Origin of the sequence: Romboutsia sp. (assembly GCF_035470145.1) — a bacterium.
In the GTDB taxonomy this organism is placed as follows: domain Bacteria; phylum Bacillota; class Clostridia; order Peptostreptococcales; family Peptostreptococcaceae; genus Romboutsia_D.
In genome coordinates this window covers 1-19,864 of sequence record NZ_DATIRC010000058.1, presented here as the reverse complement: position 1 = coordinate 19,864, position 19,864 = coordinate 1, and the positions used below count along the sequence as shown (strand labels likewise).

Here is a 19,864-nt window from a genome sequence, read left to right as displayed (position 1 = left end):
TTTGATGTAGTAAGTGTAGAAGAAGCATTAAACATAATGAAAAAAATGTTTACTAAAAATCTAAAAACTGAAAAAGTAAGCTTAGTAGATAGTTTAAATAAATATTTAGCATATGAAATAAAATCTAAAGTAAATGTACCTCATTTTAGAAAATCATTAGTAGATGGATATGCAGTACTTTTTAATGATATATTTTCAGCTAGTGAAACAAATCCTATACAAGTAAAGTTAATAGGTGAAAGTAATATGGGTAAACTATGTGACATAACCTTAGATGAAGAAACTTGTGTATATGTACCCACTGGAGCAATGATACCAAAAAATGCTCAAGGGGTTGTTATGATAGAATATTGTGAAAAACTAAATGATAATGAAATATTAATTCAAAAGGGAGTATCCTTTAATGAAAATATAGTTGAAATCGGAGAAGACATAAAGGAAAATGAAGTTCTTTATGAAAAAGGACACTTAATAAATGAAAGGGACTTAGGAGTATTAGCAGGAGCTAACATAAAAGATATATCTGTTTATAAAGATTTAGTAGTTGGTATTATATCAACAGGAGATGAAATACTAAACTTAGACGAAGACATCAAAGAAGCAAAAATAAAAGACATCAATGCATATATTCTATATGGCCAATTAAGGAATATAGGTTTAAGGCCAATCATATACCCACCGGTGAAAGATAATTTACAACAAATAATAAATTTAATGAAAAAAGCAATAAATGAGTGTGACATAGTGCTTATATCAGGAGGAAGCTCAGTTGGTAAAAAAGACGAAACATTAAAAGCAATAGAAAGTTTTGAAAATAGTGAAGTACTTGTAGAAGGAATAGCTATAAAACCAGGAAAACCAACTATTATAGCAAGTATTGATGAAAAACTTGTTGTAGGTCTTCCAGGTCATCCACTTTCATGTGCTTTTGTAGTAGAATCGATAGTTAAGCCATATATAAACTCCTTATTTGAAAATAAAGATAAAAAATATATGATTTGTGAATTTGAATATAATTATCATAAAGCAAAAGGAAGGGAAGAATTTTTAGCTGTAAATATAAAAAATGAAAATGATAAGTTAATATGTACACCTATGTTTTCTAAATCAAGTACAATAAAACAATTTGCAAATTGTGATGGATATATAAAAATCGATAGAGACTTAGAAGGAATACATAAAGGAAAATTAGTAAAAGTATATGTATTTTAACATACCAAATAGAATTATATAAGGGAGATTAAAAATGGGAAGATATTTAACTAATATAGCTTTAGATGATGGTTTAAAACAATATCTAAAAGAGATAGAAAGCTTAAAACAGTTAGAAACTGAACATGTAGAAATAGAAAAGTGTTTAAATAAAACGAGTTGTGATGCAGTTTATGCAAAACTTTCTTCACCATTTTATAATTGTTCTGCAATGGATGGTGTAGCAGTAAAAGCAGAATCTACATTTATGGCTAATGAACAAAATATAATAACTTTAAAAGAAAATGAAGATTATGTAGAAGTTGATACAGGGGACCCTATACCAAAAGAATTTGATGCTGTTATAATGGTAGAAGATTTATTAGAAAAAGAAAATGGTATTATAAAAATATATAAACCAGCTATACCATGGCAACATATAAGATGCCTAGGAGAAGATGTGGTAGAAACAGAAATGATAATACCAAGTTTTCATAAAATAAGACCTCAAGATATAGGTGCTATGATTAGTGCAAAAGTAGATAAGGTAAAAGTATTTAAAGAATTTAAGGTTGGTATAATACCAACAGGAACAGAACTTATAGATAGACATAAAACCCCTAAAGTAGGAGACATAATAGAGTTTAATTCTAGATTATTTGAAGGTTTATTACTTGGGTATGGAGCAGTTCCTATAATATATCCTATAGTTGAAGATAATTATGATAAAATTAAAAATAGTGTTTTAAATGCACTAAATGAATGTGATATGGTTTTAATAAATGCAGGATCTTCACAAGGAAGAGAAGATTTTACTTATGATATAATAGATGAAATAGGAAAAGTAATTATTCATGGGCTAGCTATAAAGCCAGGAAAACCTGCAATACTTGGACATGGACATAATAAACCTATAGTAGGAATACCAGGATATCCGGTATCAGCTTGGGTAGTACTTGAAAACATAGTAAAACCAGTAATAAATAAACTTACATATAAAGAAACTAAAGAAAATCCATATATAAAAGCAACTCTTAGTAAAAGGGTAATGAGTTCTTTAAAGCATGAAGAATTTGTAAGGGTTAAAATAGGTAATATAGATGGAAATTATATAGCAACACCTATAAAAAGAGGAGCAGGTACAGTTACAAGTCTTGTTAATGCAGATGGTGTAATAAGAATTCCTCAAAACGTAGAAGGAATAGATGAAGGAAGTAAAGTAAAAGTTGAACTTTTAAATGATATATCTGAGATAAATAAAACAATAGTTTCTATAGGTAGTCATGATATAGTAATGGACTTAATAAATGATGAGTTAACTAAAAAGTCTTTTGGTAAAGTAAAGTTAAGTTCAACTCATGTAGGAAGTTTCCAAGGAATTTTATCAATGAAAAAAGGAGAGTGCCATATATCTCCAATACATTTATTTGATGTTGAAAACGAAAGTTATAATGAAAGTTATATAAGAAAATATATACATGAAGATATGGCTTTAATAAAATTAGTAAAAAGAACTCAAGGGTTTATGGTTAAAAAAGGAAATCCTCTTAATATAAGAAATGTATCTGATTTAGTAAATGTTAGATATATAAATAGACAAAAAGGTTCTGGTACTAGAATCTTATTTGATTATTTACTAGAAAAAGAAAATATTAAAAAAAGTGATATAAATGGATATGAAAGGCAAGAATTTACTCATATGTCACTTGCAAAAGCTATACAAAATGGCGATGCAGACTGTGGTTTAGGAGTATATTCTGCAGCTAAAGTATTTGATTTAGATTTTATACCTATATGTGAAGAAGAATATGATTTACTGATGAAAGTTAAAACGTTAGAAAGTGATTTTATAAAATTTTTACTGCAAACAATAAATGATGATTTATTTAAAGAAATGGTAAGAAAATTAGGGGGATATAATTTAGAAGATAGTGGCAAAATTATAAAATATGAAGTGGAATTTAGTAATCAGTGTTAATAAAGGAGTATCTCAAAATATATAATTTTGAGATACTCCCTTAAATTTATGTATATGAAAGTACTTTACCAATATCACTTAAATCATATCCACCAATGCCTTCAAGTTCATACTTAAATGCATTAGACCTTATAATATCTATGACTGCTTGGCAAGTAGGATTATTTAAATCTTCTTGTTTGATTACTAAATCATATCTTTCCCTTTGCAAAGGTATAAAATCAACAAGGTTAACTTGATTAGCTACTTTTTCATGCCCAAGAGCAACGTCAGCATCCCCTTGAGCTACAAAGCTAGCTACGCTAAGAGAAGAAAATTCTTCATTATTATATCCATTAACTAAAGAAGAGTTAATTTTTAATGAATTAAGTTTTTCATCTAATAAAATTCTTGTACCAGAACCTTTTTCTCTATTGATTAATTTAACATCAGGTCTACTTAAGTCTTCCCAAGTATTTATATTTTTAGGATTTCCTTTTTGTACATAAAAACCATGAGATCTATAACATAAATTTATAATAACACATGGTATACCAGGTAGCATATTTCTAACGAAAGGAATATTGTACTCGTTAGATTTATAATCCCAAAGATGTGCTGATGCAATAGAAACTCTATTGTTATATAATTCATATAAAGCATTATAACTTCCTAGATAAGAACGAAGAACTCTGTTACCTTGAGGATGTCGTTCTAAATGACGAGACAAGATATCTAAAATAGTATCATGTCCACAAATTATAAATTCATCAGTTGCATTTAGTGGTAAATTAACATTTATATTTGAACGTTTAGCTGAAAAAGAAGAAGTTTCAATAGGACTTGTAGTAGATTTTTGATTATTTATATAATTTTGGACATCTTCTATATCAATCCTTATTTTTCTACCTATTTTATAAGAAGGTAACGCTCCTCTTTTGATCAATTCATATACTGTGTTTTTTGTTATTTTTAATAAATTAGCAACCTCTACAGGGGTTAATGATGATTCTGAATTCATGTCATACCTCCTTTAATATATATGTATATTTTACCATCTTATTATGGCGAATCATACAAAAAATAAGTTGAATTTGAAATGAATTATATTAAAGCATAAACACAATGAAAATTTCTATGAATCAATATCCAGATATGGTAATATATAGGAGTATATACTGGGGGAGAGGTGGTAATAATGGAACTTGAGATTATGGAAGTAGTAGAAATAGTACTATTATCATTGAGAGTGACAATAACAGCTACAATAATAGCAGCATCAATAGCATCAATAGCAAGTATAATTGTATATTTAAAAGATTTTAAATTTAAAAGGCAATTTATAACTCTAATAAATTCGCTTATGAGTACACCTCCTGTTGTAATGGGACTTTTAGTGTATTTAGTATTATCAAGAAAAGGACCATTAGGTAACTTAAGTCTTTTATTTACACCTACAGCTATGATAATAGCTCAAACTATGTTATTAATACCTATGGCTATGACGCTTATAATAGATGTATTAGATAAATTTGGAGAAGATATTTTAATAACTTGTAAAATACTTCAAGTAAGTAAGAAACAAACAATAAAGCTTTTTTTAAGGGAAATAAGAAATCATTTGATTACAGTTATAATAGCGATATTTGGAAGAGGAATATCAGAAGTAGGGGCAGTGATGCTTGTAGGAGGAAATATAAGAGGTACAACAAGAGTTATGACAACATACATTTCATTATCAACATCGATGGGTAATTTTGATGAGTCCTTAGTGATAGCGGCAATCCTTTTTGCAATATCAATAGTATCTACAGTTTTAATTAAAAAACTACAAAAAAATATTTAAGGGGGGGAATAATAATATGATTGTTATTGAAAATATGATAAAAGAAATAAAATATCAAAAACCTCTGAAAATAGATAAATTAGAATTTAATCAAGGACATGTATATTCCATTTTAGGACATAATGGAAGTGGAAAAAGTACATTAGTTAAGATAATATACAATATAATTGATTTTAATAGAGGTATCATAGATATAAATGATGAAGGCTTTAGTGAAGATGTTATACATAAATATATAGCTTATAATCCACAAAAAGGAAATTTTCTATCTGGTACATTAAAAGAAAACTTTGAGTATTTATATAAGTATAGTAAAAATGATAACTTATTATCCAAAGATGAACTTAAAAAGTTGTTAGAAGAATTTAAACTAGATAACAGATTAGATACAAATATAAGAAAACTTTCAGGCGGAGAACAAGCAAAAGCACAATTTATAAGAACGTTAGTATTAAACAAGGACTTTAATATGTTTGATGAACCTATGGCAAATATGGATTTTGAAACAATAAAACAGGTTGAAAAGAAACTAATACAACTTAAAGATAAAGGTAAAACTGTAATACTTATAACTCATGATTTTATGCAAGCTAAAAGAATAAGTGATTTTATTGTATTTATGGAAAATTTAAATTTAATAGGTAAATATAAAACTGAAGAATTTTTTAACAAGTTTAAGTTTTAAAAGGTATTGTAAATTATTACAGTACTTTTTTTTATAAATTATATTAACTATAACAGGGGAATAAAATGAAACAATACGAAACATAACGAAACAGCATTAAAAATAATAATAAATTAAAGGATATAGACTTTAATTTATTATTATACATAAAAAGCAACAAAATATCTCTGATAATTATATTTTAGATATATTTTGTTATGTTTAGATAAAAATAGATATGTTTTGTTGACTCATATGTAATATATTGGTAAAATTAAGATGAGAAAAGGTTATCAAACAAGGGGGAAATGTATTAATATGAAGATGAAAAAGAAAATTTTAAGTTTATTAACAGCGGGGTTATTATCATTAACAATGGTAGCTTGTTCTTCTACTAATCAAAATGAAGAACCAAAAGCTGAAACACCAAAAGAGATAACATTAGCTACAACAACAAGTTTAGATGATACAGGATTTTTAGAAGCTACATTAGTTGATTTTGAAAAAGAAAACAATGTAGATGTAAAGGTAGTAGCTAAGGGAACTGGAGAAGCTTTAGAATTAGGTAAAAATAAAGATGCAGATATATTATTTGTACATGCTAAACAAAAAGAAGAAGATTTTATAAAAGAAGGATATGGTAATGATAGAACTGAAATAATGTATAATTATTTTATAGTAGTAGGACCAGATAATGAACATACTTCAAAAATGAAAGATATGAATATAACAGACGCATTTAAATACATAAAAGAAAATAATTTAAACTTCATATCTAGAGGAGATGACTCTGGAACTAATACAAAAGAATTATCATTATGGGAAAAAGCTGGGGTAGAAAATAAATTTGAAAATTATAAAGAATCAGGACAAGGTATGGGAGCAACATTAACAATGGCTAATGAAATGCAAGCATACACATTAACAGATATAGGAACTTACTTAGCAACTAAGAACGAAAATAAAGATTTAGGTATAGTAATAAATTCTGATGAATCTTTAAAGAATGTATATAGTATAGTATCAATATCTGACTTACCAGAAGAAAAAGAATCTGTAACAAGTAAACTTATAGAATACTACAAGTCAGGTGGAATGAAAACAAAGATAAAAGAATTTGGTGTTGATAAATATGGAGAACCTTTATTCTTTATATTTGAATAATAAAAATATAATAAATTATAAAAATACTCCTATGAAGTTAGATATTGAAAATCTAATCTCATAGGAGTATTTTTTACCAATCACAAAAAGGACAAATATTGAAAATATAATTTAAATTATCGAAAAATAGCACATTAAAGAAGGGATAATTATATTAAAGAGAGAAATCATATATAGCTAAATATAATTTATATATAAACAAAAACTTGTTATAGGGGGAAAACATGTTGATAAATATAACAATAAACAACACTCATCTCAGTGTTGAAAAAGGTACTACAATATTTTCAGCATGCAAAAGTATAGGAATAGAGTTGCCAAACTTTTGTAATGATGATCGATTAAATCCAAGTGGTATTTGTAGAATGTGTATAGTAGAAGTTAAGGGTTCAAAAAACTTAGAAGCAGCTTGTGGAACTTTTGTAAAAGAAGGTATGCAGATATATACAAGTACATCTAAAGTAAGAAAAGCAAGACGTGAAATATTAGAACTTATGATATCAGACCATCCATTAGAGTGTACAACTTGTGTAAGAACAGGTTCTTGTAAATTACAAGATTATGCAAATATATATTTATGTGATTTTAAACCTAGGTATGAAGTATGTGATTTTAAACCTAAGTATGAAAATAGTTCTAAAAAACTACCAATTGATGATAGTAACCCATTTTATTATTATGATCCAAATAAATGTATATTATGTAGAAAATGTATAAGAGTATGTGATGAACTTCAAGAAGTAAGTGCAATAGATGCAATTGATAGAGGTTATCATACAGAAATAACACCATTTTTTAGAGAGAAGTTAGATAATTCAAACTGTGTATCTTGTGGAAACTGTGTATCAGTTTGTCCAGTAGGAGCATTAGTTCCTAAAAATGCACAGTTTTATAATACTGAAAAGGTGAAAACAACTTGTTCATATTGTGGAGTTGGATGCCAATTAAATTTACTAGTTAAAGATAGCAAAGTAGTAGGAAGTCAGCCTGTAGAAAAGGCAGTAAATGATGGATTACTATGTGTAAAAGGAAAGTTTGGTTATAAATTTATAAATCATGAAGATAGATTAAAAAAGCCATTAATAAAAAGAAATGGTAAATTTGAAGAAGTAACATGGGAAGAAGCATATCAATATATAGCAAAAAATTATGACCGAATTAAAAATAACTTTGGAAGCGATGCTATGGCAGGGCTGTCTTCAGCGAGATGCAGTAATGAAGAAAACTATTTATTCCAAAAAATGATGAGAGGCGTTATGGGTACCAACAACGTAGACCACTGTGCTCGACTCTGACATTCCTCAACAGTTGCAGGTCTTGCAACTACATTAGGTAGTGGTGCTATGACAAATAGTATAGAAGAAGTAAAAGATTTAAGTTCTATATTTGTAATAGGATCAAACACAACAGAAAATCATCCAGTAATAGGTAATAAAATAAAGCAAGCAGTAAGAAAGGGTGCTAAATTAGTAGTAGCAGACCCTAGAAGAATAGAATTAGCAGAACGTGCAGATGTATTTTTACAAATAAATCCAGGAACAAATGTTGCTATTTTAAATACTATGATGAATGTAATAATATCTGAAAATCTTCAAGATATGGATTATATAAAAGAAAGAACAGAAAACTACGAAGCATTAGTAGAGTTAGTAAAAGACTATACACCAGAAGAAGGAGCAAAAATTTGTGGTGTAGATAAAGACGATATAATAAAAGCAGCTAGAATATATGCAGAGGCTGAAAATGCTGCGATATTCTACTCAATGGGTATAACTCAACATTCAAAAGGAACTCAAAATGTTATGAGTATATCAAACTTAGCTTTACTTTGTGGAAACATAGGAAAAGAATTTGGTGGTGTAAATCCACTTAGAGGACAAAATAATGTTCAAGGTGCTTGTGATATGGGGGCATTGCCAAACGTATTTACAGGATACCAAAAGGTAGCTGATGAAGACGTAGTACAAAAGTTTGAAAAAGCATGGAATGTTAAGTTATCTAGAAATGTAGGTTTAACAGTTCCGGAAATCACTCATAAAATTGGTGAAGATAAAATTAAGTTCCTATACATAATGGGAGAAAATCCGATGATATCAGATCCAGATATAAATCATATTAAAAAGGCTTTTGAAACTTTAGATTTCTTAGTTGTTCAAGATATATTCTTAACAGAAACAGCTCAAATGGCAGATGTAGTACTTCCTGCAGCATCATTTGCAGAAAAAGATGGAACATTTACAAATACGGATAGAAAAGTTCAAAGAATAAGAAAAGCAATAGAACCTGTTTATGATTCTAAGCCTGACTGGGTTATACTTATGGAAATTATGAATAAATTAGGATATGATAAGAAATACGAAAGTCCTAAACAGATAATGGAGGAAATAAGTAGTCTTACACCTTCCTATGGAGGAATAAATTATGATAGGATAGAGAATGATGGATTACAATGGCCATGTCCGAGTGTAGATCATCCAGGAACTAAAATATTACATGTAGATAAATTTGCAAAAGGAAAAGCAACATTTGTACCATGTGATTACACATTAAGTTTTGAAGGTTTAAGTGAAGAATATCCATATACACTTGTAAACGGAAGAATATTATATCATTATCATACAAGAACAATGACAGGAAGAGTAGAAGGGTTAAATGAAAAAGCACCACATTCATATATAGAGGTAAATCCTATAACAGCTAAAAAACTTGGATTTGAAGATAATGAAAAAATAAAAGTTTCATCAAAACGTGGTGAAATTGAAACTTTTGTTAAGATAACAGACATAGTAGATGAAGATGTGTTCTTTATGCCATTCCACTTTGCAGATGGAGCGGCAAATTATCTTACAAATACAACACTAGATAGCATAAGTAAAGTTCCAGATCTTAAGGTATGTGCTATAAAGGTTGAAAAAGTTAATGTACCTCAAATGGTAAATGCGTAATTAATATTAGTTAATAAAAATATATTTACAAGTTATTATGAACTATAAATATAATTAGATAATAAAATAGATTTGCTTAAGTATAAAATAAGGATATAAGTATTTGAGCTTATATCCTTATTTAAAATAATAAATTATAAAATTAGGGTGGTAAGCATGGACAATTTTAAGAGTGCAGTAATTCTAGCTGGAGGTAAAAGTTCTAGAATGGAATTTGATAAGCAATGTTTATTTATAAATAAAAAAAGACTTATATTTGAAGTAGCTAGAAAGTTAGAAAAACACTTTGATGATATAACAATAGTAACTAATAAAAAAGAATACTATAAAGACTGTAAGTATAATTTAGTAAGTGATGAAATGAAAAATATGGGTCCACTAGCTGGTATATCAGTAGGATTAAAACAAAGTTTAAGTAATTATGTTTATATTATAGCTTGTGATATGCCAAATATTGATGATAGATATATACGTTATATGAAAAACAAAATAAAAAAAGATATTAAATCTAAAAAAACTTTTGATATATACATACCAAAAGTTAACAATAGGATACAACTTTTTCAAGGATTTTATAAAAAAGAATTAGAACACGAAATAAATGAGTACTTACTTTATTCAAGTAAAAGATCAATAATAAGTTTTTTTGACAGAACAAATAAGAAAGTAAGTTACATAGATGAAAGAGAATTCAAAGAACATAAATTTAGAAATGATATGTTTATAAATTTAAATACAAAAGAAGATTTAAATATATACGAAAAAGGAATTTAAAATTATGAATTCAATTAAAAAATATAGAATCAAAAGATATGAAAAAGATTCACTGGAAAGTACAGTGGATTCTGTTATAGTTGAATATCTATTTACTATATTTATAGACTCAGAAGAGTTTATAACTTTAATGTGTACTCCAAAGTCTTTAAAAGAGTTAGCAATTGGTTTTTTACATTCTGAAAGCATAATAGAAAGTATAAGTGATATAAAAAGCATAACTGTATTTGAAGAAAAGGGATATGTAAATATAGAACTTAATAATAGAGATTTATTAAATGAAAAAACTAATAAAAAAAGAGTTATAACTTCAGGATGCGGAAAAGGAAGCATGTATTATAATGAATTGGACAGGCTAACATTAAATACTAATTCAAGTAATAGAGAGAGAGAATACTCTTGGATTTCTAAAGTGATGAACGAATTTAATAAAATGTCTAAATTATTTTTAGAAACAGGTGGGGTACATAGTGTAGCTCTTAGTGATTTTGATAAAATAATATTTTTTGAAGAAGATATAGGTAGGCATAATGCACTTGATAAAGTAATAGGAAAATGTTTAGAAGATAATATAGATATTAAAGACAAAGTAATATTAACCAGTGGAAGAATAACATCTGAAATTGTTTTAAAATGTGCAAAGCTAAATATCAATTATATAATATCGAGATCAGCTGCAACTAATGTAGCAATTGATTTATCAAATGTTATGAATATAAGACTTATAGGTTTTGCTAGAGGAAAAAGAATGAATATTTATTCTGATTAATTAAAATGTATTATGGACAAACTGACTAGTAAGAATAATTAGGAGGAATGTTTATGGTACAATCTCTGTTTGAAAATAGAAAAATGAGAATAGAATATATAGAGGATCGGATAAGTGAGACAACGAATAGAATGCATATTTTCAAGGTATGTATAAAAGATTTTGATACACCTATATTAAATATAGAGTATGATTCTAGTGAAGATATAATATCTAAAACATACATAGAAAATGATGAGTTAGCTAATATACCTAAAAGTCATGTTGCATATAAAATGTTTAGCTTAATGGAATATCAAGTACTTGAAATTATGCGATTTATAATAAAACATCTATAAAAAAGGTAATATCATTATATTATTATAGTGATATTACCTTTTTTAATTACTCATTATTAAGAATAGATGCTAAAGAAGTATCAGAGAAAAATGTATTTTAATGTATATAGTTTTTAGGTGGATATGTTAAGATGAGTTGATTGTAATTTTACAAAAATATGTAAATTTTTAAAACGTTTTAGAAATATTTAGAGTCTAATAAGTGAAATTATAAATAATGATATTAGTAAAGGAGATAAAATGGAAGATATAGTTACAGTAAAAAGGGCCATTGAAGGTGATAGACAAGCCTTTGAACAGTTAATAGAAATATATTCAAATAGATTGTATAGAGAAGCGTATACAAGATGCAAATATGAAGAAGATGCAAAGGAAATATTTCAAGAAACAGTATATAGAGCTTATAGAAGTATAGGTACATTAAAAGAACCACAGTACTTTAAAACCTGGATAAGTAGAATACTTATAAACGTTAGTAACGATTATTTAAGAAAAAATGGAATGATTGACTTAGAACATGATGAAAATGCATATACAAGAGAAGTTGTAATAGATGATAAGGTAGAAGTTAAGATAGATTTATACAATGCTATTGACGAATTAGAAGATAAATATAAAGATGCAATTATACTTAGATACATAGATGATTTAAAAGTAGAAGAAATATCAAAAATACTAGATCGTCCTATTAATACAATAAAAACTCATTTAAGAAAAGCGATAAAAGACATGAAAAAATTATTAAAGGAGGGATATGAAAATGAGTAAATCAAATAAAGAAAAACTAAATAATACACTAGATATTGATTTAGATTACATAGATATAGAAAAATTAAGTATAGAAGAAATAGATGAAGAAATCAAAGAATTTTACATAGATAAAGAAAAAATAGATGCTATAAAAGTACCAGACGATATGAAATTTTGGATAAAAGAAGCAATAGATAAAGCAGAAAAAGATATGAAAGTAGAGAAAATAATAAAAAAAGTAGCTCCAGTAGCTGCAAGTATAAGTATTATATTATCAATAGTAGTATACAATCCAGTTTTAGCGCATGCTGCGCCCCCTATAGAAAAGATTTTACAAAATATAAATGATGTATTACATGTAGATGAAATTGCATCAGATACAGGTTTAGATAAAATAATACCAAAGGCAACATTAGATAAAAATGGGAAAATAAAATTTATAAAAGCTCCTAGATATAAAGTAGAAGAAATACCACAAGGGTTAAAAAGTCAAAATCAAAAGGAAGATGTAGAAGAAGTAAAAGAAGAAGAAGGACAGGTTTGGTCAGATGAAGAAGAAACTGAAGAAAAGTATATTCAAGTATATGAAGAAGATGTGTATGTTCCATTTGATGAAGACAGCTCTATACAACTAATACATGAAATGTCTAATGGTATAATACATGCTGTAGATGATATGAAAAGAGGATATACAGAAATTAGCCCTAAGACTATAGATGTAGCAATTGAAGGATTGAAAAATATACAAGATGAAGGAGTTAGAAACTATTTACACAATGAACTTAACAAATGGAAAAATGGAGAATTTGATAATGGAGTAGAAGTACATAATTGTGTATGGAATATGTTAGATGGTGAAATAGGAAGAGCTGGAAGCATAGATTATAAAGAAGTAGAAAAAATAAAGAACAATCATTTTAGATAGGAATTATCAATATAACACAATAGACTATTTGTAGATAAATTAAAAGATTATATTATACAAATTAAAAATAAAAGGGGAAATAAATTATGATAAAAAAATTTAAAAAGGTATGTATACTTATAAGCATAATTCTTATAAGTATATTTACTTTAGTTGGATGCAGTGAAGATGAAAAATTAGAAAAGGTAACAAAAGAATATACAAAAGTATGGAATGAAGGCAACTATGAAAAAATGTATGAACTGCTATCAAAAGAATCAAAAGTATATATATCAAAGGACCTGTTTATCAAAAGATATAGCAATATATACTCAGCTATAGGAGTAAATAATATTAAAGTAAAACTAGGTGATATAGAGAATACATCAGAAATCCCTCTGTCAGTAAGTATGAATACAATAGCAGGAAACTTAAAATTTAATGATCTTAAATTAAATCTAATAAAAGAAGATGGTGTATATAAAATAGTATGGGATGAAAGTTTAATATTACCTAAAATGATTAAGGGAGATAAAGTGAGGTTTAAAGCTACAAAAGCAAGTAGAGGGAAAATATTAGATAGAGATGAAAATTTATTAGCATATGATGGAGAAGTAAATACAGTGTTTATACACCCTAAAGTATTTGAAGAAAATAAAGAACAAAACATAAATAAAATGGCACAAATACTAGATATTAGTGAAGAATATATACAAAACAAATTAGAGTTAAATAAAAATCCAGACTATTTAGTGTCAATATTAAAAATATCTAATTATGAACAAGAAAAAGCTAATTTAGTAGATGAAATAAGTGGTGTCAATATTAAAAAAGAAAACTCTAGAGTGTATGTACAAGGAGAAGCTTTTGGAAATTTGATTGGATATATAGGAGATATAACTAAAGATGAACTAGATAAAAATAAAGGTAAAGGATATAATGCATATAGTAAAATAGGAAAAAATGGATTAGAGGAGATATATGAAGAAAAATTAAGATCAAGAGACGGTGTTCATATATATATAGAAAGAGGACAAGAAGAAATAACTGTAGCTAAAACAGAACCTGTAAATGGTGAAGATATAAAGCTATCCATAGACTCTAAACTTCAAGAAGATATATATGATCAAATGAATAATGAAAAAGGAGCATCAATAGCAATGCATCCAAAAACAGGAGAAGTGCTAGCTATGGTAAGTTCTCCGTCATATGATTCTAATACATTAGTAACTTATAAAACAAAAACTATAGCAAAACAGTGGCAAGAAAGTAAAAATTCTCAATTTCAAAATAGAGCAAATGATGTATACTCACCAGGTTCTACAATGAAATTATTAACAGCAGCAATAGGACTTGAAACTGGCACAATAAATCCAAATGAAGCTATGGATATAAACGGACTTAATTGGCAAAAAGACAGTTCTTGGGGTGATTACAAAGTAACTAGAGTTAAAAATCCTAATAAATCTATAAATTTATATGATGCAGTTAAATATTCAGATAATATATATTTTGCAGACAAGGCTATAAAAATAGGCAAAGAAAAATATATACAAGGATGTAAAAAATTTGGTATAGGTGAAGAAATACCTTTTGAGTATCCTATGCAAAATTCACAAATATCTAATGATAAAAAATTAGAAAATGAAATACTACTAGCAGATACAGGCTATGGTCAAGGTCAAGTACTAATGAGTCCTTTAGATGTTGCAATGAGTTATAGTACTTTAGGGAATGAAGGAAAAATAATGACACCAAGGTTAGTTATAAGCGAAAATAGTGAACCTAAAATACATAAAGAAGCTATAGATAAAAAATACATTCCTGAACTAATAAAATCATTTTCAGCTGTTATAAATGATAAAGATGGAAGTGGAAATCTAGGTAAAATAGAAGGTGTAAATCTTGCAGGTAAAACAGGAACTGCTGAAATTAAAAGTAGTAAGGATGATAAAAATGGAAGAGAAAATGGATGGTTTGTAGCCATCAATACAGATAATCCTAAAATAGTAGTGTCTATGATTATAGAAAATGTGAAAGATAAAAATGGAAGTGAGTATGTAGTTTCCAAAGTGAAAAATGTTATAGAGAGTTACTTAAAAAGATAAAACTAAATTTAATAAATAATAAACATAAAGTGAGTATTTATAGGGGTACTCATTTTATATTTAATACTCAAGTAAGAATTATGATTATATCAAAAACAAAAAAGAAGCTTAATAGCTTCTTTTCTTGAAATAAAAATATATATTAAAATAATTATATTCTATTTACGTTTTCAGCTTGAGGTCCTCTAGCTCCTTGAGTTATATCAAAGCTAACCTTTTCGCCTTCTTCTAAAGTCTTGAATCCGTCACCTTGTATAGCTGAGAAATGTACGAAAACATCATCTCCACCTTCTACAGATATGAATCCAAATCCTTTTTCACTGTTAAACCATTTTACTATTCCGTTTTTCATTATAAAAAAACCTCCGTATATTTAAAAAATGCAAACTTATTAATTAAGTCTGTTTTATAAGTATAACTTATATAAAAAATAAAAGCAAGTAGTAAATACAAAATAAATTAAATATTTATAAAAAAATAAAATTTTTAAAAAGTTACAGTATAGATATTTCAATTATTATAGACTTTTTGGCATTAGATGATTATAATAAAAATGATTTATGGAAAAAATAAACAAAAGGAGGAGTTAAATTATGAATGAAAACAAAATAAAAATTGTTGTTGCAGATCCATCAGGACTTGGATTATTTGGACTAGCAATAATAACTCTAGTAGCATCATCACAAAAACTTGGTTTAACATCAGGTGTATCCTTAGTAATTCCATGGGCTATATTTTTAGGGGCAACAGCGCAGTTATTCGCATGCATAAATGATTTTAAACATAACAATACATTTGGAGCAACGGCATTTGGAGCGTATGCATTTTTCTGGTATTCAGTAGGATTTACATGGTTAATACAAAATGGTGTGTTTGGAGAAACCCTAGCACTAATGGCAGACACTAAACAACTTGGATTTGCATATTTAGGATATCTAATTTTTACAATATACATGACTGTAGGAGCTATGGAAACTCATAAAGTACTATTTACGATATTTGTACTTATAGATTTCTTATTTATAGGGTTAACATTGACTTCATTTGGAATAATACCAGAATTTGCTCATCAATTAGCTGCATATTCAGAGATGCTAATAGCAATAGTTTCATTTTATGGTTCAGCAGCATCAGTTTTGAATATTCATTTTAATAGAATATTTTTACCTGTAGGACAACCATTTAAAATATTCAAAAAGTAAATAAAAATTTCTTAGTAATATAAAACACCTTCTCTTGGAAACATAAATATGTATCTAAAAGAAGGTGTTTTTTTGTATATTAAGTATTTATAGTATTCTTTTTTCTTACATTTACCTATGATAAATAAGAAAATAAAACACAATGTACTGTGTTAAAAGAAAAAATATGGGTATAAATTAAAAATGAAATACAACAAACAGAATGGGAGCATAGAATGATTATGAAAATTATAAAAAGGGATGGAACTAAAGAAATATTTGATAAAAATAAAATATTTAATGCGGTTTATAAATCTACAATAAATAGCAAATTTGGTATAGATGAAGCTTTAGCTAAGTCTATAGCTTTGAAGATAGATGAAAAAGTAAATTCCACAGATAAAGAGATAAGTGTAGAAGAAATACAAGATATGGTAGAACTTTTATTAATGGAATCAAATAGAAAAGATGTAGCTAAAAAGTACATTTTATATAGAGAAAAACGAGCAGGCATAAGAAAATCTAAATGGCAAATGGATGAGTTGCAAAAATCTATTTGGAGTAATAAGTATCAATATAATCATGAAAATTTTAATCAATGGCTACAGAGAGTATCAGGTGGAAATAAAAAAATAGAAAAATTAATAAGAGAACGAAAATTTGTATTTGCAGGAAGAATACTGGCTAATAGAGGGTTACCTAAAGATGGCATAAAAGTAACTTACTCTAACTGTTATGTATTACAACCACCAAAAGATAACTTAGAATCTATATTTGATACAGCAAAGTATTTAGCAAGAACATTTAGTTATGGAGGCGGAGTAGGAATTGATATATCAAATCTTAGACCAAGAGGTTCAAAAGTACATAACTCTGCTAAAACTACAACTGGAGCAGTATCATTTATGGACCTTTATTCAATGACTACAGGACTTATAGGACAAAGAGGAAGACGAGGGGCTCTTATGATATCTATGGATGTAAATCATCCAGATATAGAAGAATTTATAGATATAAAAACAGATTTAGAAAGAGTAACAAAAGCTAATATATCAGTTAGAATAAATGATAAATTTATGAATGCTGTAGAAAATAAGGAAAAGTATGAGTTGAAATTTGAAATAAAAGAGACTAAAGAAGTTATAGTTAAGGAAGTAGATGCTCATAAATTATTTATGAAATTTATAACTAATAATTGGGACTTTGCAGAGCCAGGAGTATTATTTTGGGACAACATAGAAAAACATCATTTATTAAGTGAAGATAAAAACTTTAAATATGCAGGTGTAAATCCTTGTGCAGAAGAGCCATTACCAGCAGGTGGAAGTTGCTTATTAGGATCTATAAATTTAGCAGAATTTATAGTAGAGCCATTCACACAAAATGCAATATTTGATGTTAAAAAATTTAAGGCTTGTGTAGCAGACTGTGTTATAGGCTTAAACGAAGTATTAGAAGAAGGACTTAATTTACATCCATTAGAGATACAAAGAGAAACTGTATCAGACTATAGACAAATAGGTTTAGGTGTTATGGGTATAGCAGATATGCTTATAAAATTAAACACAAGATATGGAAGTGAAAAGTCTATAAAATTATGTGAAAAACTATCTAAAATAATGCTTAATGAAGCAGTAAGGCAATCCGCATTATTAGCAAAAGAGCTTGGTGCATATAAAAATTATAATAAAGAAGCTGTTTTAAATTCTAAGTTCTTTAAAAATAATATAGATGAAGAAGTAAAAAAATTAGTACAAAACTATGGATTAAGAAATTCACAAATACTTACAATACCTCCAACAGGTTCAATATCAACTATGTTAGGTATAAGTGGTGGCATAGAGCCGATGTTTAATTTGTCATATATTAGAAAAACTGAAAGTTTGCATAATGAAGATGTATATTACAAAGTATATACACCTATTGTAAAAGAATATATGGATTCAAATGGCATAGAAGATGAAGAAAATTTATCTGATGTATTTGTAACCGCAATGAATTTAAAACCAAGTGAAAGAATCCAAATGCAAAGAGCATGGCAAAAACATATAGATGCATCAATATCTTCTACAATAAACTTACCTTATGAGTCAACAGTTGAAGATGTATATGATATATATTTAGAAGCTTGGAAAAATGAATTAAAAGGTATAACCATATACAGAGATGGATGCCAAAGAAGTGGAGTACTTTTAAATGAAAAGCCGAAGAATTCGAAAAAAGAGAATTTATATGAAGAAAAAAATACAAACGTAGAAGATGAATTATGTTTAAGTAGTGATGAAGTAGAAAATTTTGTATGTCCAGAATGCGGAAATGAATCAGTGATACCTACAGGTGGATGTGGAATATGCTTACAATGTGGATATAGCAAATGTAATTAACTAAAAAATAAAATGGGAATTATCAAAAATGATAATTCCCATTTTATTTTTTTATTTATTTTAAGGGTGAATAGGCACAAAATAATAAAAAATATTATATTAAAAAGAACTAAGTATAAATTTAATGCTTTTATAGTTTAACATATTTCTGATTTTTTCACGGTGGGTTAAAAATCTAGAATATAAATCTTCAGAAGGTTTTGGATCACCATAAATTCTCCAACACTTTGTATTGTGGAACTTATAATTTCCATACCCCATAAAACCAACTACATCTTTAAGTGGGTATCCTAAAAATATACCTATCTCATCAGGAAAAGTATCTGTATTTAGCTTTTCAATTAAATAATTTAAACAAGAGTCTACATCCTTAGAATTTGGATAGCCTAAAAATTTAAAAAAACTTTGTATTTTTATACTATTAAGTTGATTAGTTAAAGATTCTTTATTTATAAATAAAATTTTTAATCCTTTTTCTTTTTTATCTATAACAATAAAATTAATTTTAGAACATAGGCTAAAATAATTTTTTATATCATTTAGTTTAATATCCTTATTTACATCAAAGTAAGAAATATTAATGATTTCACAAGGTTTAGAGCCAAAAAGTACAGGACCTAATAATTCTAATAGCCATTTTATATATGATGAATTTGCTTTATTTTTACAAGTATAACAATTCATGATTATCACTCCTTATTGAAAATAATTATTAATTAAATAATATTATACATAAAATGATAATCAATATCAATAATAAGGTAGAAAAATATAATAAAAATTAAAAATTTACAAATAATATTACAGTTAAATAATATAAAACTTAACACAGGAGGAACTTATGAAATTAAAAAAATTACTAGCAATAGGGATGTCTTTAGCAATATCA

Annotated in this window: 17 protein-coding genes; 14 read left to right on the top strand and 3 right to left on the bottom strand. The window is 27.0% G+C overall.

Annotated features, from left to right (window positions below; translation table 11 throughout):
• Together VLM92_RS02075 and VLM92_RS02070 are read left to right on the top strand one after the other, a co-directional pair.
• A partial coding sequence (locus VLM92_RS02075) for a molybdopterin molybdotransferase MoeA (RefSeq protein WP_325274695.1) occupies positions 1–1,212 on the top strand: 1,212 nt, incomplete at its 5' end.
• Positions 1,213–1,246: 34 nt separating this feature from the next.
• Positions 1,247–3,169 (top strand): molybdopterin biosynthesis protein, encoded by a 1,923-nt coding sequence (locus tag VLM92_RS02070; protein ID WP_325274694.1) that lies wholly within the window; start codon positions 1,247–1,249, stop codon positions 3,167–3,169.
• 46 nt (positions 3,170–3,215) lie between these two features.
• On the opposite strand, the gene VLM92_RS02065 is transcribed toward VLM92_RS02070, so the two are convergent.
• Positions 3,216–4,169 (bottom strand): helix-turn-helix transcriptional regulator, encoded by a 954-nt coding sequence (locus VLM92_RS02065; RefSeq protein ID WP_325274693.1) that lies wholly within the window; start codon positions 4,167–4,169, stop codon positions 3,216–3,218.
• 177 nt (positions 4,170–4,346) lie between these two features.
• Between VLM92_RS02065 and VLM92_RS02060 the strand changes: the two genes are divergently transcribed.
• From VLM92_RS02060 to VLM92_RS02015, 10 genes are all read left to right on the top strand, one after another.
• A complete protein-coding gene (locus VLM92_RS02060; RefSeq protein ID WP_325274692.1) occupies positions 4,347–4,994 on the top strand; it encodes an ABC transporter permease in 648 nt (215 codons plus the stop codon).
• A gap of 16 nt (positions 4,995–5,010) precedes the next feature.
• Entirely contained in the window at positions 5,011–5,679 is a 669-nt protein-coding gene (locus tag VLM92_RS02055) for an ATP-binding cassette domain-containing protein (RefSeq protein ID WP_325274691.1), read from the top strand.
• Positions 5,680–5,976: 297 nt separating this feature from the next.
• Positions 5,977–6,822 (top strand): substrate-binding domain-containing protein, encoded by an 846-nt coding sequence (locus VLM92_RS02050; protein ID WP_325274690.1) that lies wholly within the window; start codon positions 5,977–5,979, stop codon positions 6,820–6,822.
• 227 nt (positions 6,823–7,049) lie between these two features.
• Entirely contained in the window at positions 7,050–9,767 is a 2,718-nt protein-coding gene (gene fdhF, locus VLM92_RS02045) for a formate dehydrogenase subunit alpha (protein ID WP_414708138.1), read from the top strand.
• A 156-nt stretch (positions 9,768–9,923) separates the two neighbouring features.
• Entirely contained in the window at positions 9,924–10,541 is a 618-nt protein-coding gene (mobA, locus tag VLM92_RS02040; protein ID WP_325274688.1) for a molybdenum cofactor guanylyltransferase, read from the top strand.
• A gap of 4 nt (positions 10,542–10,545) precedes the next feature.
• Positions 10,546–11,310, top strand: coding sequence for a formate dehydrogenase accessory sulfurtransferase FdhD (gene fdhD / locus VLM92_RS02035; protein ID WP_325274687.1), 765 nt, complete (start codon positions 10,546–10,548; stop codon positions 11,308–11,310).
• 53 nt (positions 11,311–11,363) lie between these two features.
• Positions 11,364–11,648 (top strand): hypothetical protein, encoded by a 285-nt coding sequence (locus VLM92_RS02030; RefSeq protein WP_325274686.1) that lies wholly within the window; start codon positions 11,364–11,366, stop codon positions 11,646–11,648.
• Between the two features lie 240 nt (positions 11,649–11,888).
• Positions 11,889–12,416: a sigma-70 family RNA polymerase sigma factor gene (locus tag VLM92_RS02025; protein WP_325274685.1), complete on the top strand. Its 528-nt coding sequence runs from the start codon at positions 11,889–11,891 to the stop codon at positions 12,414–12,416.
• Complete coding sequence (locus VLM92_RS02020; RefSeq protein WP_325274684.1) at positions 12,409–13,323, top strand: DUF6241 domain-containing protein; 915 nt, start codon at positions 12,409–12,411, stop codon at positions 13,321–13,323. The genes VLM92_RS02025 and VLM92_RS02020 overlap by 8 nt, the downstream gene beginning before the upstream one ends.
• Before the next feature lie 86 nt (positions 13,324–13,409).
• The gene (locus tag VLM92_RS02015) at positions 13,410–15,410 is read left to right on the top strand and encodes a penicillin-binding transpeptidase domain-containing protein (protein ID WP_325274683.1); all 2,001 of its coding nucleotides are present in this window, start codon (positions 13,410–13,412) and stop codon (positions 15,408–15,410) included.
• Between the two features lie 151 nt (positions 15,411–15,561).
• On the opposite strand, the gene VLM92_RS02010 is transcribed toward VLM92_RS02015, so the two are convergent.
• A complete protein-coding gene (locus VLM92_RS02010) occupies positions 15,562–15,762 on the bottom strand; it encodes a cold-shock protein (protein WP_325274682.1) in 201 nt (66 codons plus the stop codon).
• Between the two features lie 241 nt (positions 15,763–16,003).
• On the opposite strand from VLM92_RS02010, the gene VLM92_RS02005 reads away from it, so the two are divergent.
• Positions 16,004–16,612, top strand: coding sequence for an acetate uptake transporter (locus VLM92_RS02005; RefSeq protein WP_325274681.1), 609 nt, complete (start codon positions 16,004–16,006; stop codon positions 16,610–16,612).
• Between the two features lie 221 nt (positions 16,613–16,833).
• Positions 16,834–18,975, top strand: a complete 2,142-nt coding sequence (locus tag VLM92_RS02000) for an adenosylcobalamin-dependent ribonucleoside-diphosphate reductase (RefSeq protein ID WP_325274680.1) — start codon at positions 16,834–16,836, stop codon at positions 18,973–18,975.
• A gap of 99 nt (positions 18,976–19,074) precedes the next feature.
• Here VLM92_RS02000 and VLM92_RS01995 read toward each other — a convergent pair whose 3' ends face one another.
• Positions 19,075–19,659: a DUF3793 family protein gene (locus tag VLM92_RS01995; protein WP_325274679.1), complete on the bottom strand. Its 585-nt coding sequence runs from the start codon at positions 19,657–19,659 to the stop codon at positions 19,075–19,077.
• Positions 19,660–19,864 lie beyond the last annotated feature (205 nt).